The 15952-nt window shown below is 68.9% G+C and carries 12 protein-coding genes and 1 pseudogene; 2 read left to right on the forward strand and 11 right to left on the reverse strand.

Features of this window, described 5'->3' with window-relative positions; all coding sequences use genetic code 11:
* Positions 1-63 precede the first annotated feature (63 nt).
* Positions 64-1896, forward strand: a complete 1833-nt coding sequence (locus tag DNK34_RS17930; protein ID WP_131176427.1) for a Na/Pi cotransporter family protein — start codon at positions 64-66, stop codon at positions 1894-1896.
* Between the two features lie 7 nt (positions 1897-1903).
* Here the strand turns inward: DNK34_RS17930 and ggt are convergent, their stop codons facing one another.
* The 7 genes and pseudogenes from ggt to DNK34_RS17965 all read right to left on the reverse strand — a co-directional run bounded on the left by ggt (position 1904) and on the right by DNK34_RS17965 (position 10111).
* Positions 1904-3604, reverse strand: coding sequence for a gamma-glutamyltransferase (gene ggt / locus DNK34_RS17935; RefSeq protein WP_411269320.1), 1701 nt, complete (start codon positions 3602-3604; stop codon positions 1904-1906).
* Entirely contained in the window at positions 3601-3852 is a 252-nt protein-coding gene (locus DNK34_RS17940) for a YfhL family 4Fe-4S dicluster ferredoxin (RefSeq protein ID WP_131176425.1), read from the reverse strand. Before DNK34_RS17940 ends, ggt begins: the two co-directional genes overlap by 4 nt.
* A gap of 179 nt (positions 3853-4031) precedes the next feature.
* Positions 4032-4514: a pantetheine-phosphate adenylyltransferase gene (gene coaD / locus DNK34_RS17945; protein WP_131176424.1), complete on the reverse strand. Its 483-nt coding sequence runs from the start codon at positions 4512-4514 to the stop codon at positions 4032-4034.
* A gap of 177 nt (positions 4515-4691) precedes the next feature.
* Complete coding sequence (locus DNK34_RS17950; protein ID WP_207390740.1) at positions 4692-6269, reverse strand: subtype B tannase; 1578 nt, start codon at positions 6267-6269, stop codon at positions 4692-4694.
* A 207-nt stretch (positions 6270-6476) separates the two neighbouring features.
* Positions 6477-8075, reverse strand: a complete 1599-nt coding sequence (locus tag DNK34_RS17955) for a GMC family oxidoreductase (protein WP_131176422.1) — start codon at positions 8073-8075, stop codon at positions 6477-6479.
* A gap of 48 nt (positions 8076-8123) precedes the next feature.
* Positions 8124-8652, reverse strand: a pseudogene (locus DNK34_RS17960) (twin-arginine translocation pathway signal protein).
* Between the two features lie 28 nt (positions 8653-8680).
* Entirely contained in the window at positions 8681-10111 is a 1431-nt protein-coding gene (locus tag DNK34_RS17965; RefSeq protein WP_131176421.1) for a coniferyl aldehyde dehydrogenase, read from the reverse strand.
* 226 nt (positions 10112-10337) lie between these two features.
* Between DNK34_RS17965 and DNK34_RS17970 the strand changes: the two genes are divergently transcribed.
* On the forward strand, positions 10338-10988 hold the full coding sequence (locus DNK34_RS17970) for a TetR/AcrR family transcriptional regulator (RefSeq protein ID WP_131176420.1): 651 nt from the start codon (positions 10338-10340) through the stop codon (positions 10986-10988).
* Between the two features lie 113 nt (positions 10989-11101).
* Here DNK34_RS17970 and DNK34_RS17975 read toward each other — a convergent pair whose 3' ends face one another.
* The 4 genes from DNK34_RS17975 to DNK34_RS17990 form a co-directional block, all read right to left on the reverse strand.
* On the reverse strand, positions 11102-12109 hold the full coding sequence (locus DNK34_RS17975) for a hydrolase (protein ID WP_131176419.1): 1008 nt from the start codon (positions 12107-12109) through the stop codon (positions 11102-11104).
* Positions 12110-12305: 196 nt separating this feature from the next.
* On the reverse strand, positions 12306-12914 hold the full coding sequence (gene rsmD, locus DNK34_RS17980) for a 16S rRNA (guanine(966)-N(2))-methyltransferase RsmD (protein ID WP_131176418.1): 609 nt from the start codon (positions 12912-12914) through the stop codon (positions 12306-12308).
* Entirely contained in the window at positions 12914-14407 is a 1494-nt protein-coding gene (locus DNK34_RS17985) for a M16 family metallopeptidase (protein WP_131176417.1), read from the reverse strand. Before DNK34_RS17985 ends, rsmD begins: the two co-directional genes overlap by 1 nt.
* Positions 14400-15758 carry a M16 family metallopeptidase gene (locus DNK34_RS17990; protein WP_131176416.1) on the reverse strand — a complete coding sequence of 453 codons (1359 nt, stop codon included), beginning with the start codon at positions 15756-15758 and terminating at the stop codon, positions 14400-14402. The genes DNK34_RS17985 and DNK34_RS17990 overlap by 8 nt, the downstream gene beginning before the upstream one ends.
* Positions 15759-15952 lie beyond the last annotated feature (194 nt).

A 15952-nucleotide genomic window follows, 5' to 3' on the forward strand; every position in this document is an offset into this window, starting at 1 on the left:
GCAACCCGCACCGCTGAAGGGTGACGATCCGCTTGCCTGGCCGCCTGAAATCGAGTCTGTACCTTGTCCCGTAGATTTTTCCTCATCCTGCCGATCGCCGCTCTGTTGGGCGCCAGTTTCTGGCTGAGCCCCGGCTGGTTGCAGTTGTGCGCCGGCCTGGCGTTGTTCCTGTTCGGCATGCAATGCCTGGAGGAGGGCTTGCGCCAGCTGGCCGGCAGCAAGCTGGAGCAGTTGCTGGGGCGCAGCACGGCGACGCCCTTCAAGAGCCTGCTGTTCGGCGTCGGCGGTACCCTGCTGCTGCAGTCCAGCACCCTGGTCTCGTTGCTGACCATCGCCTTCATCAGCACCGGTCTGATCCAGCTGGCCGGCGGCATCGCCATCCTCTTCGGCGCCAACCTGGGGGCCACCAGCGGCATCTGGCTGCTGGCCATGGCCGGGCAGAATCTCAGCCTCAGCCCCCTGGCCCTGCCGCTGCTGGTGTTCGGCGTGCTGGCCAGCTTTCTCGGCGCCAGAAGCCGGGCGGCCGGACGCATCGTACTGGGTATCGCCTTCATCTTCCTCGGCATCGATCAGATCAAGGACGGTTTCGCCAGTTTCGGCGACGGCCTGGACATGAGCGGCTATCAGGTCCAGGGCCTGGTCGGGAGCCTGCTGTTCGCCGCCCTGGGGCTGCTGGTCACCGTGGTGCTGCAGTCCAGCCATGCCACCCTGATGCTGACCCTGGCGGCCCTGGCCGGCGGCCAGCTGGAGCTGGGGCAGAGCCTGGCCATCGCCATCGGTTCGAACATCGGCAGCAGCGTGACCACGGCCTTCGTCGGCTCCCTCGGCGGCAACCGCAGCGGTCAGCGCCTGGCGCTGGCCCACGTGCTGTTCAACGTGCTCACCGGGGTGCTGGCCTTCGTCCTGCTGACGCCGCTGGCCTGGCTGGTGCAGGCCATCGCCGGGTTCGCCGGGCTGGGCGACAACCTGCTGATCCAGCTGGCCATGTTCCACACCCTGTTCAACGCCATGGGCGTCCTGCTGTTCTGGCCCTGGCAAGACCGCTTGGCCAGCCAGCTGACGCGCTGGCTGCCGGATCGCCAGGAGCCGAAGGTGCTGATCACCGAACTGGACCCGGCGCGCAGCGAGCCGGCGCGCACCGCCGCCCGCTACCTCAACGAGCGGGCCCTGGACTCGGCCGATGCCGCGGCCGGCGCCGTGGTGCAGGAGTTGAACCACCTGGGGCGCCTGAGCCTGGAAGTGATCTGCCATGCCCTGTACCTGCCGGTGGATCAACTGGGCAAGGTGCGGGCCGACGACGCGCTGCTGCGGGCGGCGCCGGAGAAATTCCACTTCGAGGCCGAGGCGCTGTACCAGCGCCACATCAAGGGCGTGTATGGCGACCTGCTGAGCTTCATGGGGCGCATGGAGCAGCCCATGGACGAAGAGCACCAGCGCTTCTGGGTCGGCTGCCAGGTGGCGGCCCTGCAACTGGTGGACGCGGTGAAGGATGCCAAGCACCTGCAGAAGAACCTCGGCCACTACCTCGAGGGCGCGCCCTGCACGGCGCGCGATGCCTACGTCGAGTTGCGCGGCCATCTGCTCGCGGCGTTGCACGAGGTGTATCAGTTGGGCCGCTCCGGTCTGGATGGCCAGCCCTGGCACGACCACCTGCAGGCGCTGGACGACAAGGCCGCCCGCTTCGACGGTGAGTTCCGCCAGCGGCTCTTCGCCCAGGTGCGCAGCGGTCAGCTGGATGGCCTGCAGACCAGCTCGCTGATGAACGACCTGGGCTACGCCAGCCGCATCATCCAGAGCCTGCGCAATGTGCTGCTGATCGGCGAGGAGCAGCCGCTGTTCCACGAGCTGCGCCGGCTGGGCAGCAGCAGCGACGAGCGTCTGATCGTACTGGACTGAGCGCCGCTCAGCGGCTGCTGTCGGCGCTCCCGATGCCCCGTGGGTCGCTGGCCGCTTCCACGTGCCGGCTGGCCTTGTCCCAGCGCAGCACCTGCTGGTTGCCGTAGACGCGCGGCAGCGCCTCGAGCCGATGTCCGCGGGCCTGCAACTCGGCGATCTGCGCCGGGCTGAAGGCGTACGCTTCATGCTCGATCCGATCCGGCAGGTACTGGTGGTGATAGCGCGCCACGGCCGGCCAGCGGGCGATGGGCTGGCCATCGAGGTATTCCAGCACCGCCAGCAGCACCATGCTCGGGATGCGGCTGCCACCCGGCGTGCCGAAGCTGGCGAAGGTGTCGGCGCTCTCGATGAAGGTCGGGCTCATGCTCGACAACGGCCGCTTGCCCGCCGCGACGGTGTTGGCCTGGCTGCCGGCCAGGCCGTAGGCGTTGGCGCCGGCCACGTCAGCGGCGAAATCGTCCATCTCGTCGTTGAGCAGCACGCCGCTGCCCGGCACGCTGAAGGCCGCGCCGAACGGCAGGTTGATCGAGAGCGTGGCGGCGACCGCGTTGCCGTCGGCATCGAGCACGGTGAAGTGGGTGGTGTGGTCGCCTTCCTTCCAGGTGCCGGCCGCCGGCAGGTCGCGGCTGGGGGTGGCGTGCCGCGGGTCGATGCTGGCGCTCAGGCGTTGCAGGTAGTCCGGGGCGAGCAGGGCGGCCAGCGGGTTGTCGACGAAATCCGGATCGCCGAGCAGGCCGCGATCACGGTAGACCCGGCGCAGGGTTTCCACCACCAGGTGAGCGCGTTGCGCCGGGTCGGCCTCGCGCCATGGCAGGCGTTCGAGCATCAGCAGGCTCTGCGCCAGGGCCAGGCCGCCCGCCGAGGGCGGCGGCGCGGCGATCAGTTCGCGGCCATCGGCCAGCGTCACGCGCAGGGGCTGGCGTTGCACCACCTGGTACGCGGCCAGATCCTCCAGCGTCCAGATGCCCCCCGCCGCGCGCACGCCGTCGACCAGGCGCCTGGCCACTGGCCCGTCGTAGAAGCCGGCATGGCCGTCGCGGGCCAGCTGTTCCAGGGTGTCGGCCAGCTCCGGCTGGCGCAGCAGGGCGCCGGCGACGGGCACCTCGCCGCCGTCGAGGAACAGGCGCGCGGTTTCCGCGTCGTCGCGCATGGCCGCCAGGCGCAACTGCGCCCGCTCGCGGTAGATGCGATCCACGGCGAAACCGTCGCGGGCCAGGCGGATGGCGGGCGCCAGGTTGTCGCGCAACGGCAGGCGGCCATGCCGCTCGGCCAGTTCCACCAGGGCCGCGGGCAGGCCGGGGATGGCCGCGGCCAGGGCGCCATCGCGCGATAGCGCGGGCTGTACCTCGCCATTACGGCGGTAGAGGTCGGCATGGGCCGCCATGGGTGCCCGTTCGCGGGCATCGAGAAAGCGGTAGCCGGGGGGCTCGCCGGCTTCGCGCAGGAGGAAGAAACCGCCGCCGCCGAGCCCGGAACCATAGGGTTCGACCACCGCCAGGGCAGCGCTGACGGCCACCGCGGCGTCGAAGGCATTGCCGCCCAGGGCCAGGGTTTCCCGGCCGGCGACGGTGGCGGCAGGGTGGGCGCTGGCGATGGCGCTCCGGCCAGGGCTTTCGCTGGCCGGCAGGGCGAGGCTGAACAGCAGGAGCAGCGCGCCGAACAGCGCGGGGAGGGGAGGCTGGCCGCGAAGGTGGCGGCGCATGGTCATGCCTTGCCGGTGATGATCAGGTACTTCTGCATCAGTTCTTCCTTGCTCTCGACACGGTTCTCGTCGAGGGGGATGCAGTCCACCGGGCACACCTGCTGGCATTGCGGCTCGTCGTAGTGGCCGACGCATTCGGTGCACAGGTTGGGATCGATCACGTAGATCTCCTCGCCCTGGGAGATGGCCGCGTTCGGGCACTCGGGTTCGCAGACGTCGCAATTGATGCAATCGTCGGTAATGATCAGGGACATGAAATGCACGCTCCTGCCGGGCCATTGGCCGCGACACATTCAAACAGGAATGCGCGATTGTGCCGGATTGTCGCCGCTTGCGCACGTCCGCGCGCCGTACGGAGCAACGACCCTGCGCCTTGTGCGGGCATCGGCGGCGGCGCCATGGCCTGCCTGGCCAGGGCTTCGCCGCCGTCGTCTCAGCGGGCCTTGAAGCGCTCGGTCAGCGCATCGGCCACGGCGGGGTGGACGAACTTGGAGATATCCCCACCGAGGTTGGCGATTTCCCGCACCAGGGTGGAGGAGATGAAGGAGTACTTTTCCGACGGGGTGAGGAACAGGCTTTCCACCTCCGGCGCCAGTTGCCGGTTCATGTTGGCCAGCTGGAACTCGTATTCGAAATCCGACACCGCGCGCAGGCCGCGCAGGAACACGTTGGCGCCCTGTTCCTTGGCGAACTGCGCGAGCAGGGTGGAGAACCCCAGCACCTCCACGTTCGGCAGGTGCCTGGTCACTTCCCGGGCCAGTTCCACGCGCTGGTCGAGGGAGAACAGAGGGTTCTTCTTCGGACTGGCGGCGACGGCGATGATCACGCTGTCGAACAGACGCGAGGCGCGCTCGACCAGATCGCCATGCCCCTTGGTAATGGGGTCGAAGGTGCCTGGGTATAATACTCGATTCATCGTGACGTCCTGGCGGGGCCGTTGGGGAGTCGGATGGTAGCGCAGCACGCGGCGAGGGGCCAAGTCGGGTGCGGCCGCCGGCGCCGGAACCGGGCGTTAATCGCGCCGCCGGCGATGTTCCTGGCGAGCCCTGCGGCGCGCTCATGCCGAAGCGGGACGGACCCTGGCCGCCCGCTATCACCGCTGTGTGCTGATTCGTTCGATCCAGGCAAACAGCTCGTCCAGGTCGTAGTCACCGCTATGAGGGCGATCCCATGGCAGCGCCAGGTCGACGGCGTAGCCCTCGTTCCGCAGGGCCGTGGCGAGGATAACGGGTATGGCCAGCGAGGTGTCGCGATCCTGGGTGCCATGGCGGATGCGCCAATGTGCCGAGGAGCTAGCGCCCGCCGCACCGATGTAGCCCAGCGGGTTCATCATCTTCACCGTCGCGGCATCGGCCAGGGTGGCGCCGGCTGTCGTGCCGTTCTCCAGCGAGAAGGCGGTGAAGTGCCGCTTGTCGAGCGTCTCGCTGCCGAACAACTGGTTCTCCCCGCTGCTCAAATCCAGCGCGTCGAAGGCCGGTGGCAGTTTCTGGCGGCCGGCGTGGCGCACGTAGCGGTCGACGTCGAGATCCGTGACCCTGCCGTTCTTCACGGTCAGCCAGTCCAGCTTCGAGAGGTCCTGCCCCGCGTCCAGCGCAACCTGCGCGGAGGCGATGAGCAGCGACTCGAGGTAGTCCTTGAAGCTGCCATTGCCGGCCGCATCCAGCGTCAGCGCCTGCCCTTGCGGCCCGCGCAGCCCCAGGCTGTCGAGATAGCCGGGAAACTGCTGGCTGAGCGCGTCGGATAGCGCGATCTGCGTAGCCGTCAGGGTGCCGGCGACTGCCTTGCGCTGGACGTTGTAGTCCAGCATCGACAGGTCGAACCTCTGGTAGTCGTTGACGCCGCCGAACAGCCACTCGTAGGCGCTGTCGGCGTGCTCCAGGTTGGTGATCGGGCAATAGGCCGAGACGGCGAAGATGTCGTCGCGCGCCGGTGCGGCACCGAGCGCCTGCAGGTAGGGTTCGTAGTCGGCGCTGTTGCCGCTGGCGCCGAGCAGCGCCGATAGCGCGCCGCCGGCGCTGGTGCCGTTGGCGACGATCTTCTCGGCATCGCCTGGCATGCGCGCGTCGTTGTAACGCAGATAGCGCACTGCCGCCTTGAGGTCGACGATGGCCGCCGGCGCCTTGCCGGTGTACTTGCCGTCGGCGTCCTGGCTGGTACGGCCACGGGCGCCAGGCGAGGCCACGACGTAGCCCCTGGCCAACGCCTCGGCGATGGTGCTGGTGCGAGCAGCGCCGGTGTCGGGCCCGCTCATGCCCTCCGGGCGCACCGGGGCCATGCGCCCGGCACCCGCCGGTGGCGGGCCACGCCGTCCTTCTGGAGTGCCCGGCTGGCCGGGCATGTAGCCGCCGACCTGGTTGGGGAAGAAGATCGGTGCCGTCTGCGCGGTGAACGAACCGATGCGCTCGTCGTGGAAATACGCCTCGGGGACGTAGATGTTCATGGTCTGGTAAGTGCTGTCCAGCGGCCGGGAGACATAGACGATGTTTTCGTAGGCACGCACGCCGATGCTCTGGCCATCGACGACCAGGGTTCGGCTCTGGTAGCGATCCGCGTCGAAATCCAGGCTGGCCGGCACGGCTTCCCCGCTGCGCCAAGAGGGCGCGCTGCCCGTGCAGGCGGCGACCAGGCAAGCCGCCAGCAGCGTGCCTCCGGCCAAGGATACTGTTTTCAATCTACCCATCGTCACGAGGCCCTTGAATGAACGTTGGCGCGCGCAACCCCACCGATATCGAGGAAGCGGCATCAGTAGTGTGGCCGTGATCCATGCGCCGATGCGAGACGTGATGCGCCTGGACACCTGACGGACTTTCCAACAAAACGGCATGCCTGGGCAATGAACGTTCGCGCGCCTGAATAGTTCAGGTCCGACCGGCCGCCGCTAGGCGCTCCCCCGCAGACGTTGCGCCAGCAGGCTGGCGAGCTTGGCGCTGAGGCCGTAGACCGACAGCTGCGGGTTGGCGCCGATGCTGGTGGGGAACAGCGAACCATCGTGAATCGACAGGTTCTCCAGCTGGTGATGCCGGCCCAGGCTGTCGGTGACCGCCTGGCGCGGATCCTCGCCCATGGCGCAGCCGCCCATCACGTGGGCGCTGCCCAGACGGGTACGGTGGAGCGCCAGGTCGAGCCCGTCGATCAGCACCCTGGCCGCGGCGGCGCTCTTCACGTAGCCGGCATCCCCGTGCAGCGGCAGCACCGCCCTGGCACCGGCGGCGAACTGGATCTCGGCCATGCTGTGCAGGGCCCGGCGCACGCCGTCCCAGGTGTAGTCGGTCATGCGGTAGTCGAGCACCGGGCTGCCGTCGCTGCGCAGTTCGACCCGGCCTTCGGCGCTGTCCGGGTGAAAGCCGTCGCGCAGCAGGGCGAGCAGCATGTTGGTGTGCGGCAGCTGTTCCATGCGCAGGGCGTTGTCGATGCCGAAACGGCCGAGCAGGGTGGCCGCCAGGGCCGGATGCAGGGGCGGGACCTCGAGTTTGTAGGCCAGCGGTCCGCTGACACCGTCCCGCCACTGGAAGTGATCGCAGTAGATCGATTGCGGCGCGCCGTAGAAGGGGTTGATCACCTGCTCGAACTGGGCGGCGGAGAAGCTCGTCAGGTGCAGGTAGGTGCGCCGCCCCGTGCGCCGGTGCGGGTCGGGCGCCGCGGAACGCAGCAGCAGGCCGGGCGTGTTGATGCCTCCGCCGCTGAGCACGTAATGCCGGGCCTTGACCCGGATGCTGCGTCCGGTCGGGGCCACGCAGCGGGCGTCGAGAGCGCGGCAGTGCAGGCCGCTGACCCGGTCGCCAGTGAGCAGCAAGCGCTCGGCGCGGGCCAGGTAGAGCAGCGATCCGCCCTGCTCCAGGGTCGCGGGAATGCTGGTGACCAGCATCGATTGCTTGGCGTTGGCCGGGCAGCCCATGCCGCAGTAGCCGAGGTTCCAGCAGCCGGCGACATTGCGCGGGATGACGTCCCAGTGGTAGCCGAGCGTGTCGCAGCCGGCGCGCAGCACGTCGTTGTTGCCGTTCGGCGGCACCCGCCAGGGGGCCACGCCGAGACGCCGCTCCATGCGCTCGAACCAGGGCGCCATGGCGGCTTCGTCATGCCCCGCCACGGCGTGCTCGCGGGCCCAGTGCTCCAGGGTCGGCGCCGGGGTGCGAAAGCTCGAGGTCCAGTTGATCAGGGTGGTGCCGCCCACCGCGCGGCCCTGCAGGATGGTGATGGCGCCATCCTTGCTCATGCGGCCGATGCCTTCCTGGTAGAGCGAGGCGTAGGCCTCGTTTTCCAGCAGCTTGAAGTCGCGGCTGGTCTTCAGCGGACCCTCCTCGATCAGCAGCACCTTGAAGCCGGCGGCGCTGAGGATTTCCGCCGTGGTGCCGCCACCGGCGCCGCTGCCGACGATGGCGACGTCGGCCTCCAGGGTCAGATCCTCTGCCAGGCGCGAGCCGTCGTAGGTTTTCCAGCCGCGGGCGAGGCCCTCGGCGAACAGGTCGGGTACGGGCATGGGTCGCTGCTCTCGGGTCTTGTTGTTATTCGTGCGTTCGGCTGCCGCTCACACCCGGGGCGGGCCCGGATAGCCGCAGTGCCGCCAGGCTTCGGCCTGGCCGTACCAGGCCATCATCACCAGTTGCAGGAGCGCGGCGTGGCCCATCTGCAGCAGGCCGACGCGGCTGTTCTGCCAGCGCTGGAGAAAATGCTGCACCTGCTCGGCCGAGGCGTTTTCCCAGGCCCCCCAGATGCCGGTGAGCGGGCCGCGGGTAAGGGGCAGGCTGAGCACGTCGAACAGTTGCAGCGTGAGGTCACGCATGGCCGGGGACAGGTGGGCGAGGCCGCTGTCGAGGCCGACGATGGTGGCGTCCCGGGCCCGCTCGATGCCGGATGCGTCGACCGCACCCGCGAGCATCACCGGCACCAGGGCGTGCAGCAACGGCAGGTCGCTGGTGCGGCACCAGCAGGCCCGGCGCCGGCGTGCTCGCCGAGCAGCCGCCGAGGCTGGCGGTGGCGAGCAAGGCCGAGCCCAGCAGGCCGACCTTGAGCAGGTTGCGCCGTGACAGTGCGAGCAAGGCGGCGGTGTCGTTCATGGTGGTTGTCTCCCGGCCGGCGAGCGGCCTAGCGCACGAACAGCCTGTAGATCAGCTTCTGCACGGCCTTGCCGTAGGGCGGGTAGATCAGGCGGGCGGCGTTGAAGCGCTGCTTGGCGAACACGCCCTTGGCCTTGCTGAAGGTGAGGAAGCCTTCGTGGCCGTGGTAGTGGCCCATGCCCGAGGCGCCGATGCCGCCGAAGGGCATGTCCTCCTGGGCGACGTGCAGCAGGGTGTCGTTCAGGCACACGCCGCCGGAGTGGCTGTGCTGCAGCACGTGCCGCTGTTCACGCCGGTCGTAGCCGAAGTAGTACAGCGCCAGTGGCCGCGGTCGTTCGGCGACGTAGGCCAGGGCGTCGTCGAGCTGGTCGTAGGGCACGACCGGCAGCAGCGGGCCGAAGATCTCGTCCTGCATGACGCTCATGCTGTCGTTGACGTTCAGCAGCACGCTGGGCGGCATGCGCCGATCCTGGCCGTCGGCGGCCAGGGGGATGATCATGGCGCCCTTGCTGCGGGCATCCTCCAGATGGGCGTCGAGGCGCCGGAGCTGGCGCTCGTTGATGATGCTGGTGTAGTCGGGATTGCCGTCGATCCGCGGATAGAAGCGCTGCACCGCATGGCGGTAGGCGTCGACGAATCCTTCCAGGCGCTGGCGCGGCACCAGCACGTAGTCCGGCGCCACGCAGGTCTGGCCGGCATTCAGGCACTTGCCGAAGGCGATGCGTTCGGCGGCATGCGCCAGCGGCACTTCGGCGGAGACGATGGCCGGCGATTTACCGCCCAGTTCGAGGGTCACCGGGGTCAGGTTCTGCGCCGCCGCCTGCATCACCTGGCGGCCGATGCTGGTGGCGCCGGTGAACAGCAGGTGGTCGAACGGCAACCGGGCGAAGGCCATGCCGACCTCGACCTCGCCCAGGACGACACTGACCAGATCCTCCGGGAAGATGCTGGCCAGCAGATCCCTGAGCCGTTGCGAGGTCAGCGGGGTCGACTCGCTCAGCTTGAGCATCACCCGGTTACCCGCGGCCAGGGCGCCGACCAGCGGGGCGATGGCGAGAAACAGCGGGTAGTTCCACGGCACGATGATGCCGACCACCCCCAGCGGCTGATAGACCACCCGCGCCGAGGCCGGCATGAACGGCAGGCCGACGCGGCGGCGCGAGGGCTTCATCCAGCCGCGCAGGTGCCTGCGCGCATACCGGATAGCCTGCAGCGTGGGCAGCATCTCGGCGAGCAGGGTTTCGTCGGCGCTGCGGTTGCCGAAGTCCTGGGAAATGCTCTGGATCAGCGCCTCCTGCTCTTGCCGCAGGCGCCCGCGCAGGGCGTCCAGCCAGGCAATGCGCTGTTCGGCCGTGGGCATGGGGTTGGCCCTGAAGGCCAGGCGCTGCGCCTGGAAGCGCTGCTGCAGCCCGGCGAGCTGTTGCGCGTTCTGCGGCAGGACGGCGATTTCGGCGACCATGGTCGGCTCCTCGGATGCTCGGCGCGGCGGCCAGTGCTGGATTTCTAGAGTAATTGCTCTAATGTGTCAAACAGCATGGCCCCGCCAGGCGCCGGGCGCAGCCCAACCAAAAGCCGGTTGGCCCGGCGGTGTGCTTCGTCGGGTAACATCGACGGCGTGGCGCTGGGGTTGCAGGTAGCGCCGCGGTACTCCTCATTCTCTACCTTGGACGAGAACCCGACAGGTCATGGCGTCTTCCCCGAACACCCGCGAGCGCATCGTCCAGGCCAGCCTGGAGCTGTTCAATGCCCAGGGCGAGCGCAGCGTGACCACCAACCACATCGCCGCGCACCTGGGCATATCGCCGGGCAACCTGTACTACCACGTGCGCAACAAGCAGGCGATCATCGCCGAGCTGTTCGCCCAGTACGAGGCGCAGGTCGACGACTTCCTGCAGCCACCGGCCGGGCGGGCGCTGACCGTGGCGGACAAGACCTTCTACCTCGAGGCCCTGCTGGCGGCGATGTGGCGCTACCGCTTCCTGCACCGCGACCTGGAACACCTGCTCGACAGCGACGCCGCCCTGGCCGAACGTTACCGGCTGTTCGCCCGGCGCTGCCTGGGCGCCGCCCGGCGCCTCTACCAGGGCTTCGTCGACGCCGGCATCCTGTCGATGACGGCGCGGCAGATCGAGGCGCTGGCGCTCAATGCCTGGATCATCCTGACCTCCTGGGTCCGCTTCCTGTGCACCACCGGCACCGAGGACGGCCAGCTCAGCGAGCCGATGCTGCGCCGTGGCATCTACCAGGTGCTGGCGCTGGAAAGCGGCCATGTCAGCGAGCCGGCGTGCGAGGCGGTGGAGGCCTTGCAGGCGCGCCTGTTCGTGTCGCTCGGGTGAACGGGCCGCTGTGGAACGTCGCGGCTAAAGCCCCTCCCACGGTCGTGGGGGTACGCTTCAGCCGCGATGGCAGCGCTCGCGGCCGTACCCACGCTGAAAATCGGTGAAGCGGATCATGGCCGGCTGGCGCCTTGGCTCGTCTTGCGCTGCAGCAGCCATTCGGGAATGCGCCGCTCCAGGTAGTAGCCGGGCTGGCGCGGCGTGCCGTCGATGAAGCCGACATGGCCGCCCTGGGCGTGCAGCTCGAAGTCGATGCAGGCGGCCAGTTCAGCGGCCTCGGGCAGGCTGTGCGGGTAGACGAACGGATCGTCGCGGGACTGGATCAGCAGTGTCGGCGTGCGGATGCGATCCAGGTAATAGCGGCTGGACGAGCGCCGGTAGTAATCCTCGGCGTCGCTGAACCCATGCAGCGGTGCGGTGATGCGGCCATCGAAATCCCAGAAGGTGCGCAGGCCGTCCAGCGGGCCGAGCTTCTCCAGGATCGACAGGCGGTCGGCCTGGCCCTGGTGGGCGAACAGGCGCTGCTTGTCCTTCACATAGGCGACCATGGCGCGCATGAAGTGGGCCTGATAGACCCGCGAGAAGCCGATGCCGATGCGGTCGGCGCACTGGTCGAGGCGAAACGGCACCGACACCGCGGCGGCGCCCTGCAATTGGCTCCGGGCGCCGCTTTCGCCGAGGTACTTGAGCAGCACGTTGCCGCCCAGCGAGTAGCCCACCGCATACAGCGGCGCCATGGGCCGTTGCGCGCGCAGGTGGCGCACGGTTTCGGCTAGGTCCTCGCTGGCGCCGGAGTGATAGCCGCGCGGCAGCAGGTTGGGTTCGCCTGAACAGCCGCGCCAGTTGATCGCCACGCTGGCCCAGCCCTGGGCGGCGAGCCGCTGCTGCAGGCCGAGTACGTAATGCGAGCTGGAAGAGCCGGTCAGACCGTGCAGCACCAGTACCAGCGGCGTTCGCGCGTCGTGGGGGCCATACCAGTCCAGATCGAGGAAGTCGCCGTCCTCCAGCCACAGACGCTCGCGCTGGCGCTCGAGAAGCGCTGCACGCCGGCACAGCGAGCCCCACAGCGTCTGCAGATGGGGGCCGGGGAGCCACCAGGCGGGTTTGAAATTCGTGCTCATGCCGCACCATGTTCGTAGCCTGGATTAGCGAAGCGTAATCCGGGGAGGGTGAGGGCCGTGGAACCCTGTTTACATTGGCGGCTAACCCAGGCGACAGGCTTGCCCCGTCCCGTAGGAGCCGCGCCCCCGCGGCGATTGGTGGCCATGCAGCGCTTTGCATGATGGCCGCCATCGCATCGCGCCGAGGTCGACGCTCCTACAAAGCTAAGCGGCGTTGCCATAGCGCGTAATGCACCTGGCCGGCCTTCTGTTCGCGGTGCAGGCGCCAGTTGCCGGGCAGGCCCAGGCTCGAGGGCGGCTGTTCGCTTTCGCTGTAGACCCAGGCATCCGCCGCCAGCCAGCCGCGCTGCTCGAGCAGTTCACAGGCCGGCAGCAGCAGGTTCTGGCTGAAGGGTGGGTCGAGGAACACCAGGTCGAACGGCGTGGCGGCGCTCTGCTGCAGGTAGGCCAGGGCGTCGGCCTGCAGCACCTGGCCATCGTCGCAGCGCAGGGTGGCCAGATGGCCGCGCAGGCTGCTCACCGCGGCCGGGTTGAGGTCCAGCGCCAGGGCGCTGCCGGCGCCCCGCGACAAGGCTTCGAGGAACAGCGCGCCACTGCCGGCGAAGGGGTCGAGCACCCGGGCGCCTTCGACGTACGGCGCCAGCCAGTTGAACAGCGTTTCCCTGACCCGGTTCGGCGTGGGCCGCAGGCCGGGGGCCATGGGGAAGGCGAACTGCCGGCTGCGCCACTGTCCGGCGATGATGCGCAACTGCCCGTCGCCGCCATGGGCGGCTGCGGGCTTGGCGGATGACGGGCGTCTGGCCATCAGTGCTCCGGTACGCCAGTCGGCAATTCGACTGGTTTGTCAGTGGGCGGCGGCAGCTCTTTCTGCTCGACCTTCGGCCCGGCCGTGACGATCACCAGCGCCTCGGGGTCGAGGTGCTTGGCCATGGCGCTCTTCACCTGTTCGACGCTGAGCGCCTGGATCTGGGCCATGAAGTCTTCCAGGTAGGTCAGCGGCAGGTCGTAGAAGCCGATGGAACCGAGCTGGCCGACGATGGACGCATTGCTCGCGGTGGACAACGGGAAGCTGCCGGCCATCTCGCGCTTGGCGTCGTTCAGTTCCTGTTCGCTCGGGCCGCTGGCCAGGTAGTCGCGCAGCAGATCCTTGACCAGTTGCAGGGTGCCGTCGCTGAGCTCGGCGCGGGTCTGCAGGTTGATCATGAACGGCCCGCGGGCCTGCATGGCGCTGAAGCCGGAGTAGACGCCGTAGGTCAGGCCGCGCTTCTCGCGCACTTCGCTCATCAGGCGGGTGCCGAAACCACCGCCGCCGAAGACCTGGTTGCCCAGGTACAGGGCGGCGTAGTCCGGGTCGCGGCGGTCGATGCCCAGTTGGGCGATCATCAGGTGGGTCTGGTTCGACGGGAAGTCGATGTGCGTGGTGCTGGCCGGCGGCACCTGCGGCTCGGCGGTACGCGGCAGCGCCGGGCCTTTGGGCAGCGCCGCCGAGACCTGGCTGGCCAGGGCCTCGGCTTCTTCGCGGGACAGGTCGCCGACCAGGGCGATCACCGCATTGCCGGCGGCATAGGCCCTGGCATGGAAGGCCTGCAGCTGCTCGCGGCTGATGCCGGGGATGGACGCCGGGGTGCCGTCGCTGGGGTGGGCATAGGGATGCTCGCCGTACAGGCGCTCGAACAGCGCGAGGCTGGCCAGCTTGCCGGGGTTCTGCTTCTGGAACTCGAAGCCGGCCAGTACCTGGTTCTTGATGCGGGCCAGGGAGTCGGCCGGGAAGGTCGGCTGGCCGAGCACCTGCTCGAACAGTTCGAGGGCCGGCTCGCGCTGCTGCACGTCGCTCAGGCTGCGCAGGCTGGCCACCGCCATGTCGCGGTAGGCGCCGTTGCCGAACTCGGCGCCGAGGCTTTCGAAGCCGCCGGCGATGGCGCCGACGTCCTTGCCCGGTACGCCTTCGTTGAGCATGGCGTTGGTCAGCATGGCCAGGCCCGGCACGCCGTCGTCGTGGCTGCTGCCAGCGGCGAAGGTCAGGCGCAGGTCGAACATCGGCAGCTCACGGGCTTCGACGAACAGCACCTTGGCGCCGTCGGCGGTCTGCCAGGTCTGGATATCGAGCTTGCGCCGGCTGGGGGCCTGGTCGTTCAGCTCGGCCAGGGATTCGAGTTGGTGCGGCTTGTCGTCGTCGCGGCTCGCTGCAGCTGGAGCGGCGGTCTCGGGCGTGCGCTGCAGGGTAACGGCCAGGGTCGCCAGCAGGGCGACCAGGAACAGCCCCAACAGGGCGTAGCGCGGGCCATTGCGCTTACTCATCGCGTTTCTCCTCGGGCAGGACATGGGCGACGCTGAGGCGATCGCGGGTGAAATAGGTTTTCGCGGCGCTCTGGATATCGGCCGGGGTCACGGCCTCCAGCTCGGCCAGTTCCTGGTCGATCAGTTGCCACGACAGGCCGACCGTTTCCAACTGGCCGATGGCGGTGGCCTGGCTGGTGATCGAGTCGCGCTCGTAGACCAGCCCGGCGATCACCTGGGCGCGGACGCGGGCCAGTTCCTGCGCCGAGGGCGGGGTCTTCTGCAGGTCTTCGAGTTCGCGCCAGAGGCCGGCCTCGGTCTGCTCCAGGGTCTTGCCGGTCTGCACGTTGGGGGTGGCGGAAATCACGAACAGGCTGTCGCCGCGGGTGTAGCCGTTGTACCAGGCGCCGGCGCCGGAGACCAATTCCTCGCCACGCTCCAGGCGGGTGGCCAGGCGGGCGCTGTAGCCGCCGTCGAGCAGCGCGGCGATCAGGCGCAGGGCGTGGACGTCGCGCGGCGTCTTGGCGGTGGCCAGACCGGGCACGTTGAAGCCCAGCAACAGGCTCGGCAATTGGGTCTTCAGGTGCAGGGTGATGCGGCGTTCGCCCGGCGCCGGCAGTTCCAGGGGGATCTTGGCGGCGGGGATATCGCGCCTGGGAATGGCGCCGAAGTAGCGCTGGGCCAGGGCCTTGACCTCGTCCGGCTGCACGTCGCCGACCACCACCAGGGTGGCGTTGTTGGGCACGTACCAGGTCTGGTACCAGTGACGCAGCTCGTCGACCGTCATGCGCTCCAGGTCGGCCATCCAGCCGATGGTCGGGATGCTGTAGCCACTGGCCGGGTAGGCCATGGCCTTGAAGCGTTCGTAGGCCTGGCTCGAGGGCTTGTCGTCGGTGCGCAGGCGGCGTTCTTCCTTGATCACCTCGATCTCGCGCTTGAACTCCTCGGCCGGCAGCCGCAGGCTGGCCAGGCGGTCGGCTTCCAGTTCGAAGGCCACGCCCAGGCGGTCGCGGGCCAGCACCTGGTAGTAGGCGGTGTAGTCGTCGCTGGTGAAGGCGTTCTCCTCGGCGCCGAGGTCGCGCAGCACCCGCGAGGCTTCACCGGGGCCGAGCTTGCGGCTGCCCTTGAACATCATGTGTTCCAGGGCGTGGGAGAGGCCGGTCTGGCCCGCCGTTTCGTAACTCGAACCGACCTTGTACCAGAGCTGGGACACCACCACCGGCGCGCGGTGGTCTTCGCGGACGATGACCTTGAGGCCGTTGTCCAGGCTGAATTCGTGGGTGGCTTGCGGCGCGGCGGCCTGTGCCGCCAGCGGCAGGCAGCACAGGCCCAGCAGCAGGCCGGCGACATGACGGACAAGTGGAATGGACAAACCTTTCTCCTCGTTGGGCCACGCGGGGCGTGGCGGGTGCGGCGCGATCACCGCTGTGGTGCGTGGCGGCGTCGCCGGCGGGCCAATAGGGCGCCGGCTCCGCGAGCCGCCCGGCGGCCCGCTCGGGTTTGGCCGTGGCGAGCGCGGAGGTGCTAGGATACGCATCCGTTTTACCGGCGACCACGTCTGTGCAC

The organism is Phytopseudomonas dryadis (assembly GCF_004327355.1).
Taxonomy (GTDB): domain Bacteria; phylum Pseudomonadota; class Gammaproteobacteria; order Pseudomonadales; family Pseudomonadaceae; genus Aquipseudomonas; species Aquipseudomonas dryadis.